General features: G+C 60.3%; 11 protein-coding genes and 2 pseudogenes. 3 read left to right on the forward strand and 10 right to left on the reverse strand.

Going from position 1 to position 20,438, the window contains the following annotated elements; translation table 11 throughout:
• The 6 genes and pseudogenes from P3W85_RS23235 to P3W85_RS23260 all read right to left on the reverse strand — a co-directional run.
• Positions 1-243 (reverse strand): annotated as a pseudogene (locus P3W85_RS23235) (hypothetical protein); the annotation flags it as partial.
• Complete coding sequence (locus P3W85_RS23240; RefSeq protein WP_276266507.1) at positions 240-2,501, reverse strand: hydantoinase B/oxoprolinase family protein; 2,262 nt, start codon at positions 2,499-2,501, stop codon at positions 240-242. The gene P3W85_RS23240 and the pseudogene P3W85_RS23235, both read right to left, overlap by 4 nt.
• 60 nt (positions 2,502-2,561) lie before the next feature.
• On the reverse strand, positions 2,562-4,697 hold the full coding sequence (locus tag P3W85_RS23245) for a hydantoinase/oxoprolinase family protein (protein ID WP_017226737.1): 2,136 nt from the start codon (positions 4,695-4,697) through the stop codon (positions 2,562-2,564).
• Between the two features lie 110 nt (positions 4,698-4,807).
• On the reverse strand, positions 4,808-5,194 hold the full coding sequence (locus P3W85_RS23250) for an acetone carboxylase subunit gamma (protein WP_017226736.1): 387 nt from the start codon (positions 5,192-5,194) through the stop codon (positions 4,808-4,810).
• Between the two features lie 16 nt (positions 5,195-5,210).
• Positions 5,211-7,148: a hydantoinase/oxoprolinase family protein gene (locus tag P3W85_RS23255; protein ID WP_276266508.1), complete on the reverse strand. Its 1,938-nt coding sequence runs from the start codon at positions 7,146-7,148 to the stop codon at positions 5,211-5,213.
• Between the two features lie 902 nt (positions 7,149-8,050).
• A complete protein-coding gene (locus tag P3W85_RS23260) occupies positions 8,051-10,120 on the reverse strand; it encodes a sigma-54-dependent Fis family transcriptional regulator (protein WP_276266509.1) in 2,070 nt (689 codons plus the stop codon).
• 964 nt (positions 10,121-11,084) lie between these two features.
• Between P3W85_RS23260 and P3W85_RS23265 the strand changes: the two genes are divergently transcribed.
• Complete coding sequence (locus P3W85_RS23265; protein WP_276266510.1) at positions 11,085-13,931, forward strand: LuxR C-terminal-related transcriptional regulator; 2,847 nt, start codon at positions 11,085-11,087, stop codon at positions 13,929-13,931.
• Between the two features lie 171 nt (positions 13,932-14,102).
• Here the strand turns inward: P3W85_RS23265 and P3W85_RS23270 are convergent, their stop codons facing one another.
• Together P3W85_RS23270 and P3W85_RS23275 are read right to left on the reverse strand one after the other, a co-directional pair.
• A complete protein-coding gene (locus P3W85_RS23270) occupies positions 14,103-14,879 on the reverse strand; it encodes a MipA/OmpV family protein (protein ID WP_017226731.1) in 777 nt (258 codons plus the stop codon).
• 210 nt (positions 14,880-15,089) lie between these two features.
• Positions 15,090-15,400, reverse strand: a pseudogene (locus tag P3W85_RS23275) (H-NS family nucleoid-associated regulatory protein).
• A gap of 638 nt (positions 15,401-16,038) precedes the next feature.
• On the opposite strand from P3W85_RS23275, the gene P3W85_RS23280 reads away from it, so the two are divergent.
• The gene (locus P3W85_RS23280; protein WP_017226730.1) at positions 16,039-16,467 is read left to right on the forward strand and encodes a YciI family protein; all 429 of its coding nucleotides are present in this window, start codon (positions 16,039-16,041) and stop codon (positions 16,465-16,467) included.
• A gap of 752 nt (positions 16,468-17,219) precedes the next feature.
• Here P3W85_RS23280 and P3W85_RS23285 read toward each other — a convergent pair.
• Complete coding sequence (locus P3W85_RS23285; protein WP_276266514.1) at positions 17,220-18,038, reverse strand: isocitrate lyase/PEP mutase family protein; 819 nt, start codon at positions 18,036-18,038, stop codon at positions 17,220-17,222.
• Positions 18,039-18,378: 340 nt separating this feature from the next.
• Between P3W85_RS23285 and P3W85_RS23290 the strand changes: the two genes are divergently transcribed.
• Positions 18,379-19,287: a LysR substrate-binding domain-containing protein gene (locus tag P3W85_RS23290; protein WP_276266511.1), complete on the forward strand. Its 909-nt coding sequence runs from the start codon at positions 18,379-18,381 to the stop codon at positions 19,285-19,287.
• Between the two features lie 304 nt (positions 19,288-19,591).
• Here P3W85_RS23290 and P3W85_RS23295 read toward each other — a convergent pair whose 3' ends face one another.
• Positions 19,592-20,314, reverse strand: a complete 723-nt coding sequence (locus tag P3W85_RS23295; RefSeq protein WP_276266512.1) for an RNA polymerase sigma factor — start codon at positions 20,312-20,314, stop codon at positions 19,592-19,594.
• Between the last annotated feature and the right edge of the window lie 124 nt (positions 20,315-20,438).

Genomic DNA, 20,438 nt, shown 5'->3' on the forward strand with positions numbered 1-20,438 from the left:
GAGCCCGCCCTCGCGCCTGCTCCAGGCTTCGAAGAGATCACCGACCTCGATAACCGCGACGTCCGGCTTCAGCAGGCCGTGTGCTTGTGAGAAGTAGGCCAGGAAGCCCGCGGCACTTCCCCACGGGTCCGCATCGTCCGCGCCGAGCAGCAGGCGCTTCGTGTAGGCCGAGGATTTCAGCCACACACGGATCGCGCTACTGCCCGCCGAGCGCGGCAACAACTCGGCGAATGGCGTGCTCATTGCTTCGCGTCCTTCAGCACGCCAGCAACGGCCAGTCGGGTTTCCAACTCCTCGATGCGCACGTCCTTGGGATTGCGCATGTAGTTAGGCTTGGGCTCCCTTGCGCTGCGAGTGATATCTGCGCTGCCAACGTAGAGCGTGTCCACGTCATCGCCCCAACAGCCGAAATACTGCATGTGCGACGGCGGCTTGGGCTGGTTCCACGTCTTGACGAATTCCTTGAACGGCACGCTGCGAGCGATACGCGCCTTGCGCTCATCATCGCGCGCGGCCTGCGTTGCCTCGTGATTGATAGCCAGTGTCGCCGGGTCGAACTTCACCTTGTAGAGCCGCTCGGCTACGCCCGGAGAGATCAGGCCGTCCTCAATGTCCTTGATGACACCAGCCGGGTCACGCTCCAGCAGGTCGCCGTAGCCGGCGCCTGCTCCTTGCGAGATCATGAAAAGCTCGCCTCGCTTGGAGATCTCGAATCCCATGCCCATGTGGTGGGTGGTATAGCTTGCGCCCTCGAACGGCTGCTCGTTCATGATCTCCTCAATCGAGTGCTTGAACTTCTCCGGCTCGTTCATCAGTACGTCGTACACATCGACGTCCTTCACCTTGCAAAGTGGATATGCGCCGCAGGCGTAGCCACCAAACAGGCCCTGGATGGGCGGGATCTTGGCACCCTGGCAAACGGTCATGAAGCCCCACTGGTCGCTGTCCTTGGTGGCCACCATCATGGTGTAGCCCTGACCACCGCGGTACTTGCCGGGGGCGATGGCGTCCCGCGTCATCTTCTTCGAGACGAGTTGAAGGAACGGCACTTCCTCCTCATTCAGTTCCTGCTCGCCGATGTCTGCCATGGTCGCGAAGATCGGCGCCAACGCATGCTCGCCGTCGCGATCGACCGTCGCACCCGCGCCCATGCCATTCAGGTCCGCGCACAGATTGCCCAGCGTCTCGCCGTGCTGGCTGACCCCACCCCAGATGAAGGTGTTGATCATGTTGAAGGTTGGCGCATGAACCTTGGTGTACTTCTCCGGGCAGCTGTAGAGGAACTTGGCCACCGCGTGTTGACCGGCGGTGAAGCCGGTAAAGATCGACATCAGGCTCTGCGAGTTCGGCGCTGCATACGAGCAGTTGACGATCGAATGCGGATCGGTGATGACCTCGATTGGCGCGAACGCCGCCTGGCCGCGCGGCAGATCCGGCCAGACATAGCACAGGAAGACCTGTGCCAGCATACCCTTGAGCCCGGCGACGATCGTGTTGGTGGCGCGATTGGTGAATTCCGGGCTGGATCCTCGGAAGTCGAAGATCAGCCTATCGCCAGTTTTGGTGAGCTGGCAATTGATTCTCACCACGCAGTTCTCGCGCAGCGTCGAGTCCTGGATGATATAGGTGCGCACCGTCATGTCAGGCCACTCGCTAATGCGGCGCTTGACCTCGGCACGGACATTCTCCATTGTCAGGCGCAGCGTTGAAACCAGAGCCTGTGGGCCATCGGTATTCAATGTCTCCTCGAGGCGCTGCTTAATGCGCAGGCAGGCAAAGAGCTTGACTTTCATATCCTCGTACTGCAGCTTGGGCTCGCGCACAGAGTTCTGCAGGAAGGTCAGGATGTCGCGCTTGATCTGATAGTTTTCAACCACCTTAAAGGGCGACATCTTCAGCCCCTCGTCGCAAGGGCTCTCGGCCATCGAGGGCATGCCGCCGGGCTCAATGGCGCCGTTCTCACCCTCATGCACCGTGGACGCGACCCAGCATACCAGCTTCCCTTCGTGGAAGATGGGCAGGATCATGCTCTGGTCGGTATTGTGGACGTTTCCGTAGCGTGAGTCGTTGTGGATGAATCCGTCGCCCTCGCGCACGCCCACAGTCGGGTCGTTCATCCAGTTCTTGACGATGAACTTGATCGGATGGTGCACCAGTGCCGAGAAGATCAGCACCCCGCCCGCACTGGCAATCGCCAGATCGCCCGAGGCGGAATACACACCGGTGATCACGTCGCCCCACTTGGCGCCGGGTGCTGCGCCCATCTGCTCGACCATCTCGTAGCCCTCGTCGCAGCCTGCCTGGATGCGGTCGCGGATCTTGGCGACAGTGTGGGCGTCGCTGACCTGGTGGATGGCTACGTCCTCGTCCGCCGTGCGCGGCATTAGGTCGTGGTTCTGCATAATCTCGGGGTCGGGCCCGAGGAACAGCGTTGTGTCGTTGAGAAATTTCTTGATCAGCGCCACTTCCTCGGCGCTGGGCGTCTTTGCCTTGACCGGCACATTAAGTTCGCTCATGTTCAGTCCTGCAATTGTGAGTGTTGGATGACGTTGCGGCCGCGCTCAGGCACGCAGAAACCAGGAGGCGCCCTGGCGCGCTGCGACGAAATTCCATCCTGGGTTGACCAAGAAGGTAGTCACCTCGGAAGCGACAACGGCCGGACCCGAGATCTGCACACCCGGCTTGATGTCGGCGCGGTTCCACACCGGGGTGTCTAGCGAACCCTGATGGCCCACGAAGTAGCACTTTCGCGAGCTAGCCGGAGGCGGCGGCACCATGCGCTGCTCGGGAGGTAGTGGTTTGATGTCCTCGAACTGCACCGTTTCATGCCGCACGAAGGCCGCCACGCGGATGGTGTTGATGCGAATGCCCGCCTCGGGTGCCTGCGAACCCTCGCCGAAGCGCTTGCCGTAATCATTTGAGAACTGCGAAATCAGTGCCAGCACATCGCCAGGGCCATGCACCTCATGATTGGGAATCACCGCCGTGGTCTGCACCAGCTGATTGCCGTATCGCATGTCCAGTTCCAGGTTGTGGCAAATATCCTCGCGCGAAGCGCCTTGGCGTAGCAAGTCCTGCGTGCCCAATTCCTTTAACTCGGTGACGATGCTGTTGAAGCGGTCGTAGTCATCGAACAGGTGACGGGTGTTTGAGTCGTACAAGACCATGTACAGCGACTGCTCGTGGATATGCAGTTGATGCATGTTGCCGGCGCCCACCGCCGAGAACACCGAGCTGAGCGGCGGCGCCAGGATCTTGTCGATAGCCAGATTCTGTGCGATGCCGCAGCAGTGCAGAGGGCCATTGCCGCCGTAGGCCAGCATCGTGAAGTCTTTCGGGTTGTAGCCACGTGCGCGCAACTCGGTGAACAACCCGTTTGCCATGTTGTCGTCCACCTTCTCGCGGACTAACAGCGCCGCTTCGATGACGGAGCAGTCGAGGTCGTCACAGAGCGTGTCCTCGATTGCCGCCTTGGCGCGGCGCGGGTTTAGCGGGATCGATCCGCCTGCGTAGTTCTTCGGGTCCAGATAGCCCAACACAAGGTCTGCGTCCGTCACCGTCGGCCGCATGCCGCCGCGATCATAGCAAGCAGGACCGGGGTCGGAGCCAGCCGATTCCGGACCGCACTTGACGGTGTTGTACATGCGGTCATAGCTGGCAATCGAGCCGCCGCCGGCGCCCAGCGTCACCAGGTGCACCATGGGCACCGACACCAGCCAACGGTCGATCACCGGGTTGAAGTCGTAGTGCTTGATGCCGCCGTCAACGACGATGCCGATGTCGTAGCTGGTGCCGCCCATGTCGGTGGCCACGACGTTGCCCAGACCGGCCTGCATCGCAAGGTGCTCGGACGCGCCTATGCCAGAGACGGGGCCGGAGTGGATGGTCTGCAGCGCATCGGTCGAGTTCAACTGTGCCATACCGCCGGAATTGTGGATCACCAGCATCGGCTTCTCATAGCGGTGCGCGCGCAGGTTCTGCTCCAACGCCGACAACGCGTGGTACATCGTCGAGTGCAGGTAGCCATCGACAATCGCCGAGGTGGCGCGCACGTACTCACCCTTGCGTCCCGCCACCTGATGCGACAAGATCACAGGGATCGCGCCTAGCAGGTGCGATGGGTATTCCTCCAGCAGGATTTCCTCGATACGCTGCTCGTGTGTCGGGCTCACCACCGCATTGACCAGAGCGACAACGATGATCTCGGCACCCCTGTCCACCAGCAAGCGGATCTGCGTGCGTACATCGTCCTCGTCCAGCGGCATCACCAGCTTGCCCTGAAAATCTACCCGTTCGCGCACACCGCAGATCATGTGCGGCAGCACCAGCGGGTCCGGACGCTGCGCATTGGGCATGTCCTGTTGGCCGAGGTTGTCCAGACCTTCGCCATAGCCGCGTGCCCGGCTAAGTGGCACCGTGGCTTCAAAGCCAGCCGTCACCAGCATCCCGATCTTTGGGCCCTTGTGCTCGATCAGCGCATTCGTGCCCAGCGTGGTGGCGTAGCGCACCGAATCGACCTGCGACAGAATCTGCTCCAATTGCAGATCCAGCACGTTGCAGGCCTTGCCCAGCGCCTCGTTGAATCCCAACGCCAGATTGTGATGGGTGGTCAGGGCCTTGGCTTCAATGTACTCGCCATCCCAGACTACGAAACAATCGGTGAACGTCCCACCGATGTCGACAGAAACTCGCCTCATGCTATCTCCTCAATTCATGGGTACCGGCGTGCGCCGACCCGGCGGCGGGTGCGTACACCTCCTCCGCTTCGGCTCGCCGAGCCGGTTCAGGTAGTCAGTTCAGCAGGGGTTCAGTGGTTGTGTCCCTGGTCGGGCACGACGGCCGGACCGACCACCGCCTCGCCCATTTCCCCGCGCCGCGCCCACTGTGCTTTCAGGGCGGGCAGGTCCGGCTGCATGTCGTGCAGCGGCGGGTGGCCGGGAATCGCATATTCGACTTCGGCCTGCGTGCCGCAGCCCGGGCAGCAATATTCGAGAATCCGCACCCACTCCGGATCGGGGCTGAACGTGAAGCGGTATTTCTCGGGATCGATGATCGGTGGGTGGATCTCGCGCGGATCCCGGTTATGCACCAGGAGCCCTTCCTTGTAGCTTTCGCTGGCCGGTCCGATCACATGCCCACAGACGCGGCACTCCCATTTCTCGGTCTCCAGATCGATCTGGAGATACTCTGTCATTAGCACTTTCATGGCTTCAGCCCTTCCTGTTAAGCAGAATATCGCCGGCATCGCTGATGGCGAATGCCCAGCCATCGAGCACCCGACAGGTGAAATAGTCTTCTTCGAGAATCGCCGGGCCGCTCGCCCAGTCCCCGGCTTTCAATTGCGCCAACTTGTAGACCGGTACGTCAATGCGGCCCCTATCTCGCGTGAGGACGTTGCGCACCCCGTCGGACGGGGCAGGATTGGCCTTAGCGAAGGAGGCAGTCCTGGACGCATTGGTACGCAGCGCCTTGACAGCCTTGAATTCCAGCTCAACCGAGCGGGCTCTGGCGAATGCAGTCGGAAAGACCGGCGACTCATCGAGCGACTGCACCGCCTCCTCCCCATCTCCCAAATCGGCCACCAGCTTTGCCTCGACCGTGTAGGATCCCGCAGCGCAGCCTTCGGCAAACATGTCGCGCGATGCCTTAACCTCCAGTGCGTTGAGCACCTCCTGCAGGCGAGCCGTGCTGTGCTCCCCCAGCGTCACCGTGTAACGCTGCGAGATATCGCAGGCGCCGATGCCGTAGGCGCTGAACACCGCTGCCATCTGCGGAATCGCCACCTGATCAATACCGGCCTTCTCCGCCACACCGCAGGCGTTTAGCGGACCAGCACCGCCGAAGGCGAGCATCACAGTGTCTTTCGAGATCGTTGTGAACCGATGCAACTCGACGGCGATCTTCTCTTCGTAGGCGTGCTCCATCTGCAGAATCGCCTCGTCCGGACTAACCTGCAGCGGCTCGGCGATGTTGATGTAAATGGCAGTCGCAGCGCGATCCAGATCGAGCGCCATATCGCCGCCGAAGTATGACTTCGGGTCCAGCAACCCGCACAGCAAACCGGCGTCGGTGATCGTCGCCTCTTTGCCGCCACGACCGAAGCAGGCCGGGCCGGGCACCGCGCCGACGCTTTCGGGGCCGATGGCGATGCGGCCGTTGACAACCTTGAAAATGGAGCTGCCGCCCGCCCCTGCGCTCAGGATCTCGCACAGTGGGAACGAAACACTGATCCCCTCCACGTGGCCGCGGCGCACCTCGGCAACCGCGCCATTCAGGTACTGGCCGATGTCAGTGGTCGTCCCGCCGACGTCGATTGAAACGGTGTCATTGAAGCCGTAGCGCTTCGAGAAAGCCTTAACACCTTCCATGCCACCGCGCGGGCCGGAACTGTAGGTTTTGATCGCTACCGTTTTGGCAACTCGCGAGGCGTCGCCGTCATTGCGGAAGATCAGCAGCGGATTCTTCGTCCGATAGGAGCGCAGGCGGTTTTCGGCGTTGAACAGGAACGCCTCCATCGCCGGATGGAGAAACGAGTTGATCAGCGCCGTCCAGGTGCGGCGCACCACGTCATGGTCGGAGGTCAGATCGCTACCGTACAGAATCGGTACGGCTCCCAGCAGGTGCCGGGGATACTTGCGCAACGCTATCTTCTTGAAGCGGTCTTCCACCGCGAGGAAATTGCTACCGCCGAAACTCGCCACCAGGCGGTTCGCGCCGTTCGCGGTGAGCTGGTTAATTGCCTTGACCACGTCGATCTCGGCCTGGTCGCCCATCACGGCCGAGGCATCGAGAAAAGCCACGCGGTCGCCGACCAGCGCCTCGAAGACATCCGGGTCATGCTCGGCCAGACGCACCGGCAGATCGCGCGCTTTCGCATCGACAATTAACCCCAGCCGCGGCCCTTTGCGTTCGCAGATGGCGTTGGTGCCCTGCGTCGTCGAATAGCGGATCAGGTCCACCTCTTCCAGCAGCCGCTTTACGTCCGGCTTTCCGTAGACAATGCCCGATGCCTTTTCCAGCCCCTCAAAAAAACACTTGCTCAGGTCGTATGGGGTGGTCAGGACTTTGGTCTTCCTGACCGTCGAGTCATCCAATATACAGATATCGGTGAGCGTCCCACCGTTATCGATGTTGATTTGCAACGTCATATCGTGCCGTCTCCTAGCGTTGATCTCGCAGTCATTGCCCCCGATGTCCGGGTAGCGTCGGTTGAGTTCCGCAGTCCCTATAATGCGAAACCCGTGCCAGATCTGGAGAGGCCGACAAAAAAATACTATCTTCTTGATTTCACTGCGTTTTTACTCCCTTCATAAAAGACCGCCTCAGATTTACTGTCCGATTCCCGGACAGACATCAGAAGCCTCGCTGGACATTCTGCGACGCAACATCGGGGACTGGAAGTGCCGTTATCAAAATACCCGGTAAATACCCTGATGCGGCAATGAATAGGATGCAGCGCTATTCTGAAAATTCGCTGCGATCTTGTTCAGAGCGAGATAGTGGTTGGATTTCCCCGGACAGGCCGATAGGAGCACAACCTCAATCGACGAGGCAAACAGATGACAAGACACCGCCGACAATCCGGTGCCAGCCGAAAGCGAGAAGTCGTGTGGATTTTCAAGGCCCCAGCCCAATCGGCCAAAGAGATATGCCGATGGGTATAGGCGGAATCGCGCGCTGCGTTCTGCTGAGACGCGCTAGTTTTCGACGGCGGCCCATGGTAAACACGATCAACCATTCACGGAGAATGGAATTGATCGGCAGTGCGATTGGCCAGAACAATACAGAGCCAGAGTATCGGATGTCGCGCAGATCTGCACCACCCAGGGCCAGATGTACCAGGCGATGCAAGCGCGCCGCGCGACCGTTTGCAGTACGAACTGCAAGGGATGCTGGGCCTTCCGCTATTGAACGCTGCTTGCGGAATCCGAAGATGGAGAGGCAGTATGCGAATTATGCCGATGCCCGGCGTGATATCACCTGGTACATTGCCGGGCATCTATAATCCGGTGCGTTTGCATGCACGCCCTTGCGATCGATCGCCCCAAGCCTACGAGGCGAAGCTGGCCGCAAAGTAACCCGGCGGCTTACCCGGAATGACTTGACCACCGGACGAGCTGCTGCGCAACTCATCAACTACGCCGTCAAGACCGAAGCGCTCGAGCTTGAGATATAGGGTGCTTCTGGCGATCCCCAGGTGACGCGCCACGGCAGTCATGTTGCCCTCGCACTGCCGGATCGCCTCGTACAGCGCCCCCCGCTCGGCTGCCTCTAGGCGCGTCAGGACACGCGGCCGACGGCCGTTATTGACAGCCATCCGCTCGCGCTCGCCAGCCTGGGTCTGAAAAAGCTCCACCGGCAGATCTGCCTCGGTGATCAGGGTACTGCCCGCCGTCAACAGCATGTTCTCGATCACATTCCTGAACTCCCGCACGTTGCCGGGCCAAGCATAGTGCTGGAGCAGCTCGAGCACGCCAGGCGTCACCTGCACAGACTCGAGTCCGTGTTGCCGCGACAGTAGTTTCAGGTAGTGCTCGACCAGCAAGGGAATATCATCGGCGCGTTCACGCAATGGCGGGATGTTGATGCTGGTGACCGCAATACGATAGAACAGGTCCATCCGGAAGTGGCCATCGCTGATCTGCCTGCGCAGATCACGGTGCGTGGCCGCGATCAGGCGGAAGCTGACCTTGCGAGCCTTGTTCTCGCCGAGGCGATAAACCTCGCTTTCCTCCAGCACGCGTAAAAAATGCGGCTGCAGGTCGATCGGCATCTCACCGATCTCATCGAGAAACAGCGTGCCTCCGTCGGCTGCTTCGATCTTGCCAATCATCCCGCCGCGCTTTGCGCCAGTGAACGAACCCTCGGCATGGCCGAACAGCTCACTGCTAAGCAGCTCGCGAGAGAGGCCGCCACAGTTCAGTGCCACGAATGGAGCGCTCTTGTCCGCATTTGCTTCGTGGATGCCGCGCGCAAACACCTCTTTGCCGACCCCGGTTTCGCCGAGCAGCAGCACCGGCACGCGTGACTTTCCCAGATGCCTGGCTCGGGAGATGGTCTGCTGAATTGCCGCGGAGTGGCCGATAACGCGCTCAAATGAGCGGTCGGACGACGCAGCCACCGGCTCAGAAACCGACCAGGCCGTGCCGCGCACGCGCTGGCGGAAGGGCAGTGTCAGCAGCGCCCCAACCTGTCTCCCGCTAACCATCACCGGCTCCAGCCAGTCACGACTCGCCCACGCCGGCAGCGTGATCGGCACGCCGTTGCCACCGATCGTGATCTCGGCCAGCCGCGGTCCTGCGGGGCGACCATCTGCGCGCCCCAGCTCGGTCAGCATCTGCGTAGCGAGACCGTTGGCCTTGATTGCCCTGCCTCTGCGATCAAACAGGATAACGCCATCGCTCATATTGTCCGTAACGCGCTCGATGCAAGCCTCAAGCAGGCTGCAGCGGATGTCCAACTCGGACTGCGCCAGCCTTCCTTCGATGCGCGCCGCCGTCGATACCACCAGCGCCAGCGCGTGGCGGCTGTATGACGTGGTGAGACCCGACACATCGAGCACCCCCAGCGTGCTGTTGTCGAGCGGATCGCGGATCACCGTGGCGGAACACGACCAGCGCTTGATACCCTCGCAATAGTGTTCTGCCGAATGTATCTGCACGGGCTGCCCGATCTCCAGCGTTGTGCCGATCGCGTTGGTGCCGCAGGCCGGCTCGCTCCAGTCGGCCCCCGAGATCAGATGGACGTTCTCCGCAGCGCCCAGCGTTGAGGTATCGCCCTCCAGATTCAGAACCGTGCCGCGGGCATCGGTCAGGACCATCACCGTACCAGTCTCAGTCAGGAAATCTCGCGCCAGTGCCATCACCGGCGTGCTGGCGCCGAGCAATTCGGCGCATTGATCCCGCAGTAGATGCAGCTTGTCCTCGGACATCGGTAGCGGGGCGTTGGCGCGGTCCGGGTTGACGCTGGCTTGCTGGCAGCGGCGCCATGAGTCGTCGATCAGCCGCCGGAGGGTGCTCGAGTCGGCTTCGCGGCCGCACTGGAATCGTTCCCAAGCGGACATGACGCGGCCGTCATTCTCCGGTCGCGAGAACATCTGCTCTAAAGCTCTGGTGGGCATTCTGGTTGTCTCCTGCGTATGTCGTTCACTTCTCATCGACCAGAGTCTGATACTTCAGCCGGACAACTGTAGGTTAGAGCTGGCGGCGGATTGGATCACCACCTAAAAGAGTGGTGCAGCTGGATACATTGGGTAGTACTGGTGCTGCGGACAGCACACCCCCCTGAGTCGCAACGTCCCACCTCACTGGCGTCACCTCATTGATTGGCCATCGCCGTGCAGCGCTATGATTGCGCCCGATTCTCATGGTCCAACCTCTTGCTATTGAAAGATTCGCCTGCCTGAACCTGGGATTTTTTTGTTTTTAGACATGATTTATTCCGTTACTATCGCTGCATAACGCCCATCAGGTTCTCTGTCCTCATGGTATTCAGGGACGATCAATGCCTCACCGCCCAATCGGGTAGAAATGGTGAGAAATAGGGGTGGAATGGAAGCGGCCTCGGCTATCCAAATTCTGGAACTGGCGCCAGCACAGCGCATCAACTTCAGCCTGCAAGGTGCTTGTATATTCGAAGAATCCTTGCCAGAACGCACCATTTCCGCGGCTGTACTAACTGCGAGCGCCCGCATGTGCTCTCCGCATCACCGTCAAAGTGTTCAGGCTAGTCCATCGTCAGCGCGCGCAAATGGTATGTTTCGCCACCGAGGAAGACTTCACCACTCACACGGGTAACGGCGGCGTAAGGTGGTCAAGCAGCGTTGGGCATGAGCGCGGCAGCTTGGGGTTTTGCGGACTCTGGGGGTGATTTATAGTTAGGGTACCAGGCCCAAAATGCCGCATCGCAGCATGGCCCCGCAAAAATTACTACATCGGAGACAAGTTGAATGTCAGCGCCCCGCTCAAGGCCCGCCAGTCCGTCGGCGATGTGCACGTTAGAGCTCATATCTCTCCTGCAGCATCAACAATGAAACGTCAGTCGCCGGTCGATTTCCCTCGCATGCAAGACAGAAGACAGACCTCATGACTGAACGTGCAATCAGGTTTCCGCCCACGACGACGGGTGTGGAAAACCCCAGTCAGGAGGAGAATGTCGGAATCCGCCAAAGCCCACTGGTTACAACAAAGCTAAAACCGCCCTTCAATAAGGCGAAGCTGATAGAACGCGCGCGTCTTGTGGAGATTCTCGGACAAACACTGGCCCATAAGCTGGTATTGATCCACGGTCCCGCCGGCTTTGGCAAGACAACGCTAGCAGCACAATGGTACGCACGGCTTTCACAAGAGGGCGCAGTGGTTGCCTGGCTCTCTGTAGATGCGTCGGACAACGACCTTGAGCGCCTTCTTGCCTATGTCGTCGAAGCCATCCGCGCCGTTGAGCCGGATATCGGCTCCGGTCTGGCACAAGTGATTGAATCGAATCCTGGCAATGCCACAGAATTCGTCCTGGGTAGTCTCATTAATGAATTCGAGCTTTACGACCAGGAATTCGTGCTGTTTTTGGATGATTGGCACCTAATCAGCGAGCCAAAGATTCATGAGGCATTGGAACTCTTCCTCTCACGCGTTCCACCTAACTTCCATCTGATCGTCGCAAGCCGGACTCGGGTTGGCTTACCGCTAGCGAGGCTCAGGGTACAAAACGAACTCATCGAAATCAATGCCACGGATCTGAGATTCGACTATGAAGAATCGAGCATGTTTATGTCCAATACCAAGGCGCTCGAACTTAGCCCAGCGGATTTAGCGACGTTGTGGCGCAGCACCGAGGGATGGGTCGCAGCACTTCAACTGGCGGCAATATCGTTGCGACGTGTCGGGAACCGGGAGAGCCTCCTACACTGGGCCTCCGGCACACCTCGCGATATCAGTGAATATCTCGCCGAAAATGTGCTGGCCAGCCTGCCCAATGACATGGTCGACTTCCTGCTCAAGACTTCATTGCTAGGGCGACTATCTCCTGGGCTGTGCAACGCTGTCACCGGGCGGCAGGACAGCGCGCACATCCTGGATGTACTTGAACGGCAGGATCTCTTTCTGCTGCCCTTGGATGAAGATAGGCAGTGGTTCCGTTATCACCACTTGTTCGCCAGGTTCCTGCAGCGAAAACTGGAGAGAGACTTTCCCACACTGATCCCGTCCCTTCATCTTGCCGCCTCAGCCTGGTTTTCTCTGCATGGGCAGACCATGGAGTCTCTGAGTCATGCATTGGCCGCCGGTGAGAAGCATCGTGCGATCGAGCTGGTTGAAAGAGATGCGATGTCGCTGGTGCAGAACAGTTATATGGGCTCCCTCCTCGGCCTCGTGAGCCAACTGCCGAAAGACCTGCTTGTCGACAGACCTCTGCTCCAGACAGCAATAGCGTGGGCTAACTGCCTCACACATCATCCTCACGCGGCAGAGGAGGCACTATCGCATGTTGCACGAGTTGCAGCCAATGCTACTCCCTCAGAAAAAAAGCTTCTGACTCATGAATCTGATGTCATTCGCGCCTGCATTGCTATATATGCGGACGAAATTGATGATGTGGGGCTAATGGTCCAACCATGCCTTGAATCCAGCTCCGAATACCCACCCTGGGTCGTTGGGGTCGCAGCCAATATATTGACTTATCGATATATCCATACTTTCCAGTTTGACAAGGTTCCGCCATTGCAAACTTGGGCGCGCGATTTCCAGGACCGTGCCCAGGGGCTATTCAGTGCGGTATATGGTCGCTGTTTCTCCGGTATCGCAGCCTACTGGTCCGGAAGCCTTCCCCTAGGCAAGAAGAATTTTCTTGACGCATTTGTACTGGCTCAAAAAACCGCCGGAAAAGAATCACATGCCGCCCATCTTTCAGGTTCCCTCTTAGGTCAAGTGAAATACGAGATGAATGAGCTTGAAGAAGCGGAACAGCTCCTTCAAGACAGCCGAGTACTTGGATTCGAAGGCGGAGTTGTTGACTTCTATATAGCGACTTTCATTTCTTCTGCCAGGTTGATGGTTCTGAAGGGTGATCGCGGCGCCGCAAGCATTATCCTCAAGGAAGGTCAGGAAACAGCCAAGCATGTGGGACTCACTCGCCTCGGTGTGGCCGTTGCCTGCGAGCAGGCACGGATCAGCCTCTTGGCTGGAGACATTCACACAGCTGAGCAGATACTGGACAGCTCGCACTTCCAGCAATACGACGGTGAGCCGCCGGCTGCAGGGATAGAGGGGCAAATTTGGGATGCCCTCCAAGTTGCGAGAGCTCGTCTACTCTGTGAGCAGGGTCATCCGGAACAGGCAATCGCTATCCTGCGCATCCAATCTGAGCGCGCCAGAGCAACTGGACGTATGTATCACGAGATCGTAGTGAGTGTCTTGCTGACTATTGCGCTCAGTCTCTCTGGAAATGAATCCGAGGCGGAAGACGTGTTGACAAGAGCGGTAACAGAAGGGGTATCGCTCGGCTTCGTTCGAGTCTTCTTGGACGAGGGACAGCGCGTCATCGGGCTTCTGGAACGGCTACGCGAGAAAGCACGCCGTCACCAAGGGTCATCCGACGCGCTCTCCGATGTCGGCGCTGCAGCAAACCAACTACTCGCGGCTAGCAAAGCACCTGCTCGAGGTCTGCCGCTACCGGTGCCAATGCAGCAGCCAACTCCTAGGCCAAATGCAGGAGACGATTCAAAGCTACCCTTCGATGATCGATTGAAAGGTCGCGAAATCGAAATTCTCAAACTTATTGATCAAGGACACTCAAACAAAGAGATCGCGCGAGCGCTGAGCATCAGCGTTGATACGGTCAAGTGGTACCTTAAGTCGATATTCAATAAGCTGTGTGTGGCGCGCCGCGGTCAAGCGATTGCTGAGGCGAGAAGGCTACGGCTGCTTGACAAGGCGTGACCGGGCCAGGAGATATAGCGCTTCACTTCACGGCGCGTGTTGGCGCCTGATCCGCCACCATTGCTGCGCAGATGCGCATCGGCGTCCCCCGGGAAGGCGGTGCGTCGATCTGGTGGTACATCAGGATAGGGATACGCGGCGTCATGTCTTGTCTCAGCAAGTCAGTGCCAGTCAGAAGCTGTAGTTGAGAGAAGTCAGCCCGAAGTAGGACTGCTTCGATTGCACGATCGGGCTGTTCGCACTATCGCCCAGCAGCCGGCTCACCCCGAGCACGCTGTTGACGGACCAGGTGCGCGAGATTTCGTAAGTCCAGGCCAGCGAGAGACTGGCACGATCGAATCCCGCCTTCGTGGCATAGGGCCGGAAGGCGCTGCTGGCTGCCTGCGCGTCGGTCACCCCGAAGAACGTCTGCGTATAGCGCCGCGAGCCGAAATGCAGGCTGGGGCTGAAGGTCACCTGGTGGCGTCCGGACGCAAATATCGGCACCTCCAGATCGATATGGCCGCTCAGGCCGCGCTGCCGGTGGGTCAGCGGCACGTCGAGCGTGACGCTCAGCGTGGCGTCGCCATAGATCGGCATGCCGACCTGGAATGCCCCCATGAAGGACCCCGGGATTCTCCCCATGCCTTTCAGGTAATCGGAACCCGGCATATCGAGGCGCTTGCGGTCACTGCGGCCTTCATCGTAGTCGAGGGCAAGCGAAGCAAACATGCCGTTGGAGAACTTGTGGCCATAGCCCAGCCCCCCTCGCAACGGACTGATGAAGATGCCATTGCTGAATTCGGCACTGAACAGCGGCGCGAAGATGGGATGGTATTCGTTGCTGCCTTCGTATAGCGGTGCCACGCCAGCGCCCAGTCCCAAGGTATAGACATTCTCTGCGCGCGCACCCGCGCAACCGATGCAGCCGGTAAAAACGGCGCTGGCCCATAAAGACTTTCCAAGCATTCGATTCACCCGTGATCCTCTTGATCGAGCCCCAGAGTCTAGGGAGAGGGCGTACCGCTGTCTGTTGGAAAATCACGGAAATCTGTGCGGAATTGTCTTTGGATTATCCCGACGCCGAGGATCGATACGACGGCTGCTAGAATCGCGGCTCCTGCCGGCACCGGACAAGAGGGTTGGCCGCTATTCGTCAAAGATCCGCCGCACCCCCGGTTAACCGTTTGATTTCAAATCGGAACTTCCCTTCACGGCGCGCCCCGTTACCCTGGCGATGGGCGCACGGAAATGCTCCACGGTCTGTCCGGCATTGACCGCCCGCTGCAACCAGTCCGGCATGGCGCCGCGGCCGTCCCAGCCCTGCCCTGCCCCTGAGCGTCGCGGTAGCGCACCGCCCCAGGCGCTGGGAGCGACCGCGCCTCGCCGAAGCAGCCGGCGGCCTGCAAGTCGGTGAAGCTCAGGCCGTGCTGGGCCATCTGGATGCGGACCCAGGTAATCGCTTGCGCGCGCTCGATTTCGATCGACATGGTGTATAGGTGAATAGATTTGGGGCGGTACCAGATCCGGCGCTTTAGCGTCTTCCGATCGCGTTGGACTTCAAGATTGATCCGGGGATGGCTGCCGTGGAAATCCGCGCCCGCGGGAGGGGACCTGGCGTCCTTCGCTGCTCAAATTTCAATCAAATCTACGGTGACCATCGGCCTTCCACCCCCGCGCGGTATGTTCACAGGCTTATCCCGGAGAGCGGTGGACAATTTGCTACCCCGCCCCTGTTCTCAGGCCGGCCCGGGCTTGAACTTGGTGCGCGTCACCGGCGCCTGGGCGATAGCCGCGCGGCGGCGGTCAAGCGGGCGGGCAACTCTTCCCTGCCAGCGTAGCGATACGAAAATGCCGATAACTACACTTTTCGTTGGTGTCGTTCGGGACAAAACTGTACGACAAGTGCTCGGATGGCCGCAATAAGGTCAGGCGAATGGGCTACAGCCCACGCCAACAAAGGGCTCGGGGCTGACTCATAACCGTATCAATCTGCAGGGAAAGGACGATCACCCCAAAACCTGCGAAGTTGTGTCTTGCGCATGTCGATTTCCCGCACGATCATTCGTCGTAGTCACTGGAGGCGCCTTTGCCTCCAAACACTATCGTCTTCAAAGGAGAAAACCAAATGCGTGTAATGGTCATCATCAAGGCAACCCCCGAATCCGAAGCAGGGCAAATGCCAAGCATGGAACTCATCGCGGCGATGGGCAAATATAACGAGGAACTGGTGAAGGCTGGGATCATGCAAGGCGGCGACGGGCTGAAGCCGAGTTCGGCAGGCGCACGCGTGAGGTTTTCAGGGACGGACCGAACCGTCGTTGACGGCCCATTTGCTGAATCCAAGGAACTGATCGCCGGGTACTGGCTCTGGCAAGTTCAATCGATGGACGAAGCGATTGAATGGGTAAAACGCTGCCCGAATCCGATGGTGAGTGATTCAGAGATCGAGATTCGGCCTTTCTTTGAGCCTGCGGATTTTGGCGAGGCCTTTACGCCTGAGCTTCAAGAGGAGGAAAAGCGTCTACGGCAGCAGATTGACGGGCAGATGCGCTAACGAAGTTCACAGATTAGTCTGCGGGGTACGCGACGGCAGCCAAGACCGGCGGTTTCCGCCGCAACCTCGGGACGGGGAAGTCCCTTCCATTCGATTACCCCAGATCGCAACAGCGATGTCCGGCGATCACCCGGTCGTCGATTCGACGCCTCCCTATCACGATTGGAGTCCCTTTTGGTCGACTTGCAGAGAACAATCCTGCCTCATCGTTTTCCACGCCAGGCTTGTTTCGCCTCCCAAATTGGGTTTTATCAATCCCAATATTGATACATGACCCGCCCATAGGCCGATGCCGGCCACCCCGCGCGCCGTCCAATGGTCTTGGATCCGGCCACGTTTCGGCGGACACGCGAACGCCTGCAGTGTGTCCTCCATATAAGTCCCGCGCAAGCGCCTTCCAACTCGGAGGGAGCGCGGCGCCTAAGCCACCCGGAAATGCTCCACGGTCTGCCCGGCATGGGGCCGCGCCATCCCAGCCCGGCCCTTGCGCGTTGCGATAGCACACCGCGCAAGGCGATGGCGCCGACGGCGGCTCACTAAAGCAGCCGGCGGCCTGGAGGTCGGCCTCGGCCAGGCCGTGCCGGGCCATCCGGATGCGGATCCAGGTGATCGCTTGCGCGCGTTCGATTTCGATTGACATGGTGAAGGTGAAGAGATTTGGGGCAGCGCCGGATCCCGCGGTATGCCGTCTTCTGAAAGCGCTGGACTTCGAGGTGGCTCGAAGGCCAAGGTCTACTCCCAGTCTTCAGAAACTAGTCCCGCCCCAGGATTGCGTTCAATCGTTTCGATGTCAGGTCGGTCTGCGCATACCGGAACGTGCCTTCGGCGCGCAATTCGTGTCCCGCGCGCATCAGTGCGTCATAGGCGGCCCTGGCCAGCGATCCCCCCACGCTCACCCGGCGCACACCCAGCGTTTCGAGCTGAAGCATATTCAGCGGCGAACCCGGCATCCCCATCATGACATTCAGTGGCCGATCCACCGAACTTGAAACGGCCCGGATATCGTCGGCCGAGCCGAGTCCCGGCGCGAACAAAACATCTGCGCCGGCGTCCTGGTAAGCCTGCAACCTGCGGATCGTGTCCTTCAGATCGGGGCGGCCGTGCAAATAGTTTTCTGCCCGCGCGGTCAGCGTGAACGGAAAGCCGAGCGCCTTGGCCGCCTGCGACGCTGCCCGGATACGCTCCGTGGCAAGGCCGATGTCATAAATCGGCTGCGCGGCGTCGCTGCCTGCATCCTCGATCGACGCGCCGACGATGCCGGTCCGCGCCGATTCGGCAATGCACTCACACACGACTTCAGGCGCGTCGCCGAAGCCATTCTGCAGATCCGCGCTGACCGGCAAGTCGGTCGCTGCACAGAGGTCGCGCAGATAGGCCATCATCGAGGCGCGTCCCACGCTCAGGTCGGCGCTGCCTCTGGACCAGGCATAACCCGCGCCGGTGGTCGCGAGCGCTTCGAATCCCAGTGACTCCAGCAAGCGCGCGGAACCCCGATCCCAGGGATTGGGAATGATGAAACATTGATTGTGCAGTTCAACGAAACGCCTTGCTTTATCTATCTGGCTTTGCATGCTTTCAAGAAGTGGAGTCGGTAAGCTCGCTACGCCGCGAGGCAAAAATCCCGATACGGCGCGCGCCTGGGCAACCGCGTCCCGGGCAGACAAGGTCCGGGCCAGTTGCTCGGCCCCCAAAGCCAGCCAGCCCGTCGGGAGGGCACGCTCGTCTGGCAAGGGCATCGCCACGCATGATCGTGTTCCGCCCCATTGAACCTGAATCCGGCTCTGCCCTCAAACGTTAAAATGGACCGGATCACATGCCCGCAGAGCATGTGTAGCGTCAACAATCGAACCGGTTGATCCGGCATAATCCGACAGCGGCGAGCGCAAGCCCATACGCACATACCTGGCTAGAATGTCAAACCGACTGCTCGACCTGCCCCCGCTGGACCTGATCCGCAGCTTTGTCGCGGTCGGCCGCAACATGAGCATCACCCTTGCGGCGCAAGAGCTGTGCCTGGCCCAATCCGCGCTCAGCCGGCGGATCCAGGCGCTGGAAGCCTTCCTTGGCTACCGCCTGTTTGTGCGCGGCCATCGCAGCATCGAATTCACCAACGAAGGCCGGCGCCTGTTCCGCAGCAGCGACGCGTGGCTGGATCAGATGGGCGAGACCCTCGCCGCCCTGCGCCCGACCGCCGCCCAGCATGCAGTGACGATCAGTGCCAGCATCGGCGTCACGGCCTTGTGGGTGCTGCCGCGCTTGGGCGGATTCCAGCTCGCCGCGCCCGAGGTCGACGTACGCGTTGCCGCCAGCAACCGCTTTGTCGACTTGGAACGGGAGAACATCGACCTTGCGCTACGCTACTGCAAAGAAACCGATGCCCCGGACGGTGCTGTCCGCCTGTTCGGCGAGGCGCTGGTGCCGGTCGCCCATCCGTCATTGGGCGCGACCGCAATCGAAGACCCTTTGCAATTGAAGCGGCATGTGCTGCTGGAATTCGACGACGTGTCGCGACCGTGGCTGCAATGGCCAGCCTGGCTGCGCGGCGCAGGCGCGGGCAAGCACAAGCCGAAAGGGTTTTTGCGCTTCAACCAGTACGATCAGGTTGTGCAGGCCGCGCTGGCCGGCCAAGGCGTGGCGCTGGGCCGGCTGGAACTGGTGCGGCCACTGCTGGAGCAAGGCAAACTGACGCGCGCTACCCGTAACGTCCACACCGAGGTCAATTACGCATATTGGCTGATCGCGCGCAGCGACCCTGTCAGTCCCCACGCGGGGATCGTGCGCGACTGGATCCTGGCCGAAGCGAGGCGTATCCCGCGATGATTTCCGAATCCGGCTGACAACCATGATTGACCGCTCATAGAGCCCGATTCCAACGGCACAAAGCGGAAGGCTGCATGCGCGGCGGTGGCCACCTGATCCACGTCGACTTCAATGCCGGACCGCCGTGCCCAATGACCAGCGCCGATCGCACGTTGAACGATGGTATCCCTCCATCGCCAGCGCAGAAAACCACCGCATTGCCGCTTGGTCAGCCGCCGCTTTGGCGCGGTCTCGTCCCCGTTCGGTCGCGGCGAGGCCGGGAAGTCGACCTCGTACTGCGGCGCGACGCGCGCCTCGTCGCCCGTTATTCGACCGTGCATAAGGAATGGGCGGTATCCACAAGCGCGGAGTACGCCCCGGTTGGCGTCTCCTTTTCCGATGCATAGGCACCGCAGTCCCTCTTTCTCGTGTGCAGCAACGCGCGCCGCGGCGTGTTGACACCCCCGACGGCGCGCCGCCCGGTCTGCGTCGCACAGTAGTCCAGGGTCTGACGCAGCACCGTATCCACGCTGCGCAGCGAAATGCCATGGCGTGCAGCCACTTCCTCGCGGGTCAGTTCCTCCAGGCGCAAGCCCACCAGCACGCGCCGGTGACGGCCCGGAACGTTCTCCAGCGCACGATCGAGCGCAGCCAGATCCGAGCGCGCTTCCACGACGGCTTCCGGCCCCGGTCCATGGTCGGCAAGATGCTCGAACACGGAGTCTGCATCGGCCAGCGATGGCCACATACGGCGGTCGCGCAGCTGATCCGTCGCGAGGTTGCAAGCGACGCGATACACGTAAGCCTCGGCGCTGCGCACCGCGTCCGGGAGGGTCGCGCTCCCCAGGCGCAGCCACGCCTCCTGCAGGCTGTCGCACGCCGTATCGGAGCAACCGACATGGCGCGTCAGGCGTCGACGGAGCTGGTCATAGTTCAATACCAGGAAGTCGCGCAGGACGACCCCGGACTCATCGGCATGGGAGGCCGCACCGGTCGCGTCGCCAGTTGTCCCGGGAGCCTTGACGCAATGCGGAATGCTCGTATCCATGAGACGTCTATCTCCGTGTTCCACTACGAATTCCTTAACCGCACAGATGATTCCAGCGCGAACGCTCCCGCCTCGACGACGTAATGCCGACGCCGAGAGGCGTTGGAGAAGGCGATGCCACGAT

The sequence above is a fragment of the Cupriavidus basilensis genome (genome assembly GCF_029335485.1).
In the GTDB taxonomy this organism is placed as follows: domain Bacteria; phylum Pseudomonadota; class Gammaproteobacteria; order Burkholderiales; family Burkholderiaceae; genus Cupriavidus; species Cupriavidus basilensis_E.

What these genes read in the sequence shown, in the direction of transcription:
- P3W85_RS23255 (WP_276266508.1), bottom strand. Translation starts at nt 7,148, where the DNA reads ATGACGTTGCAAATCAACATCGATAACGGTGGGACGCTCACCGATATC.
- P3W85_RS23270 (WP_017226731.1), bottom strand. Translation starts at nt 14,879, where the DNA reads ATGCTTGGAAAGTCTTTATGGGCCAGCGCCGTTTTTACCGGCTGCATC.
- P3W85_RS23250 (WP_017226736.1), bottom strand. Translation starts at nt 5,194, where the DNA reads ATGACAGAGTATCTCCAGATCGATCTGGAGACCGAGAAATGGGAGTGC.
- P3W85_RS23295 (WP_276266512.1), bottom strand. Translation starts at nt 20,314, where the DNA reads ATGGATACGAGCATTCCGCATTGCGTCAAGGCTCCCGGGACAACTGGC.
- P3W85_RS23290 (WP_276266511.1), top strand. Translation starts at nt 18,379, where the DNA reads ATGTCAAACCGACTGCTCGACCTGCCCCCGCTGGACCTGATCCGCAGC.
- P3W85_RS23285 (WP_276266514.1), bottom strand. Translation starts at nt 18,038, where the DNA reads ATGCAAAGCCAGATAGATAAAGCAAGGCGTTTCGTTGAACTGCACAAT.
- P3W85_RS23260 (WP_276266509.1), bottom strand. Translation starts at nt 10,120, where the DNA reads ATGCCCACCAGAGCTTTAGAGCAGATGTTCTCGCGACCGGAGAATGAC.
- P3W85_RS23245 (WP_017226737.1), bottom strand. Translation starts at nt 4,697, where the DNA reads ATGAGGCGAGTTTCTGTCGACATCGGTGGGACGTTCACCGATTGTTTC.
- P3W85_RS23265 (WP_276266510.1), top strand. Translation starts at nt 11,085, where the DNA reads ATGACTGAACGTGCAATCAGGTTTCCGCCCACGACGACGGGTGTGGAA.
- P3W85_RS23280 (WP_017226730.1), top strand. Translation starts at nt 16,039, where the DNA reads ATGCGTGTAATGGTCATCATCAAGGCAACCCCCGAATCCGAAGCAGGG.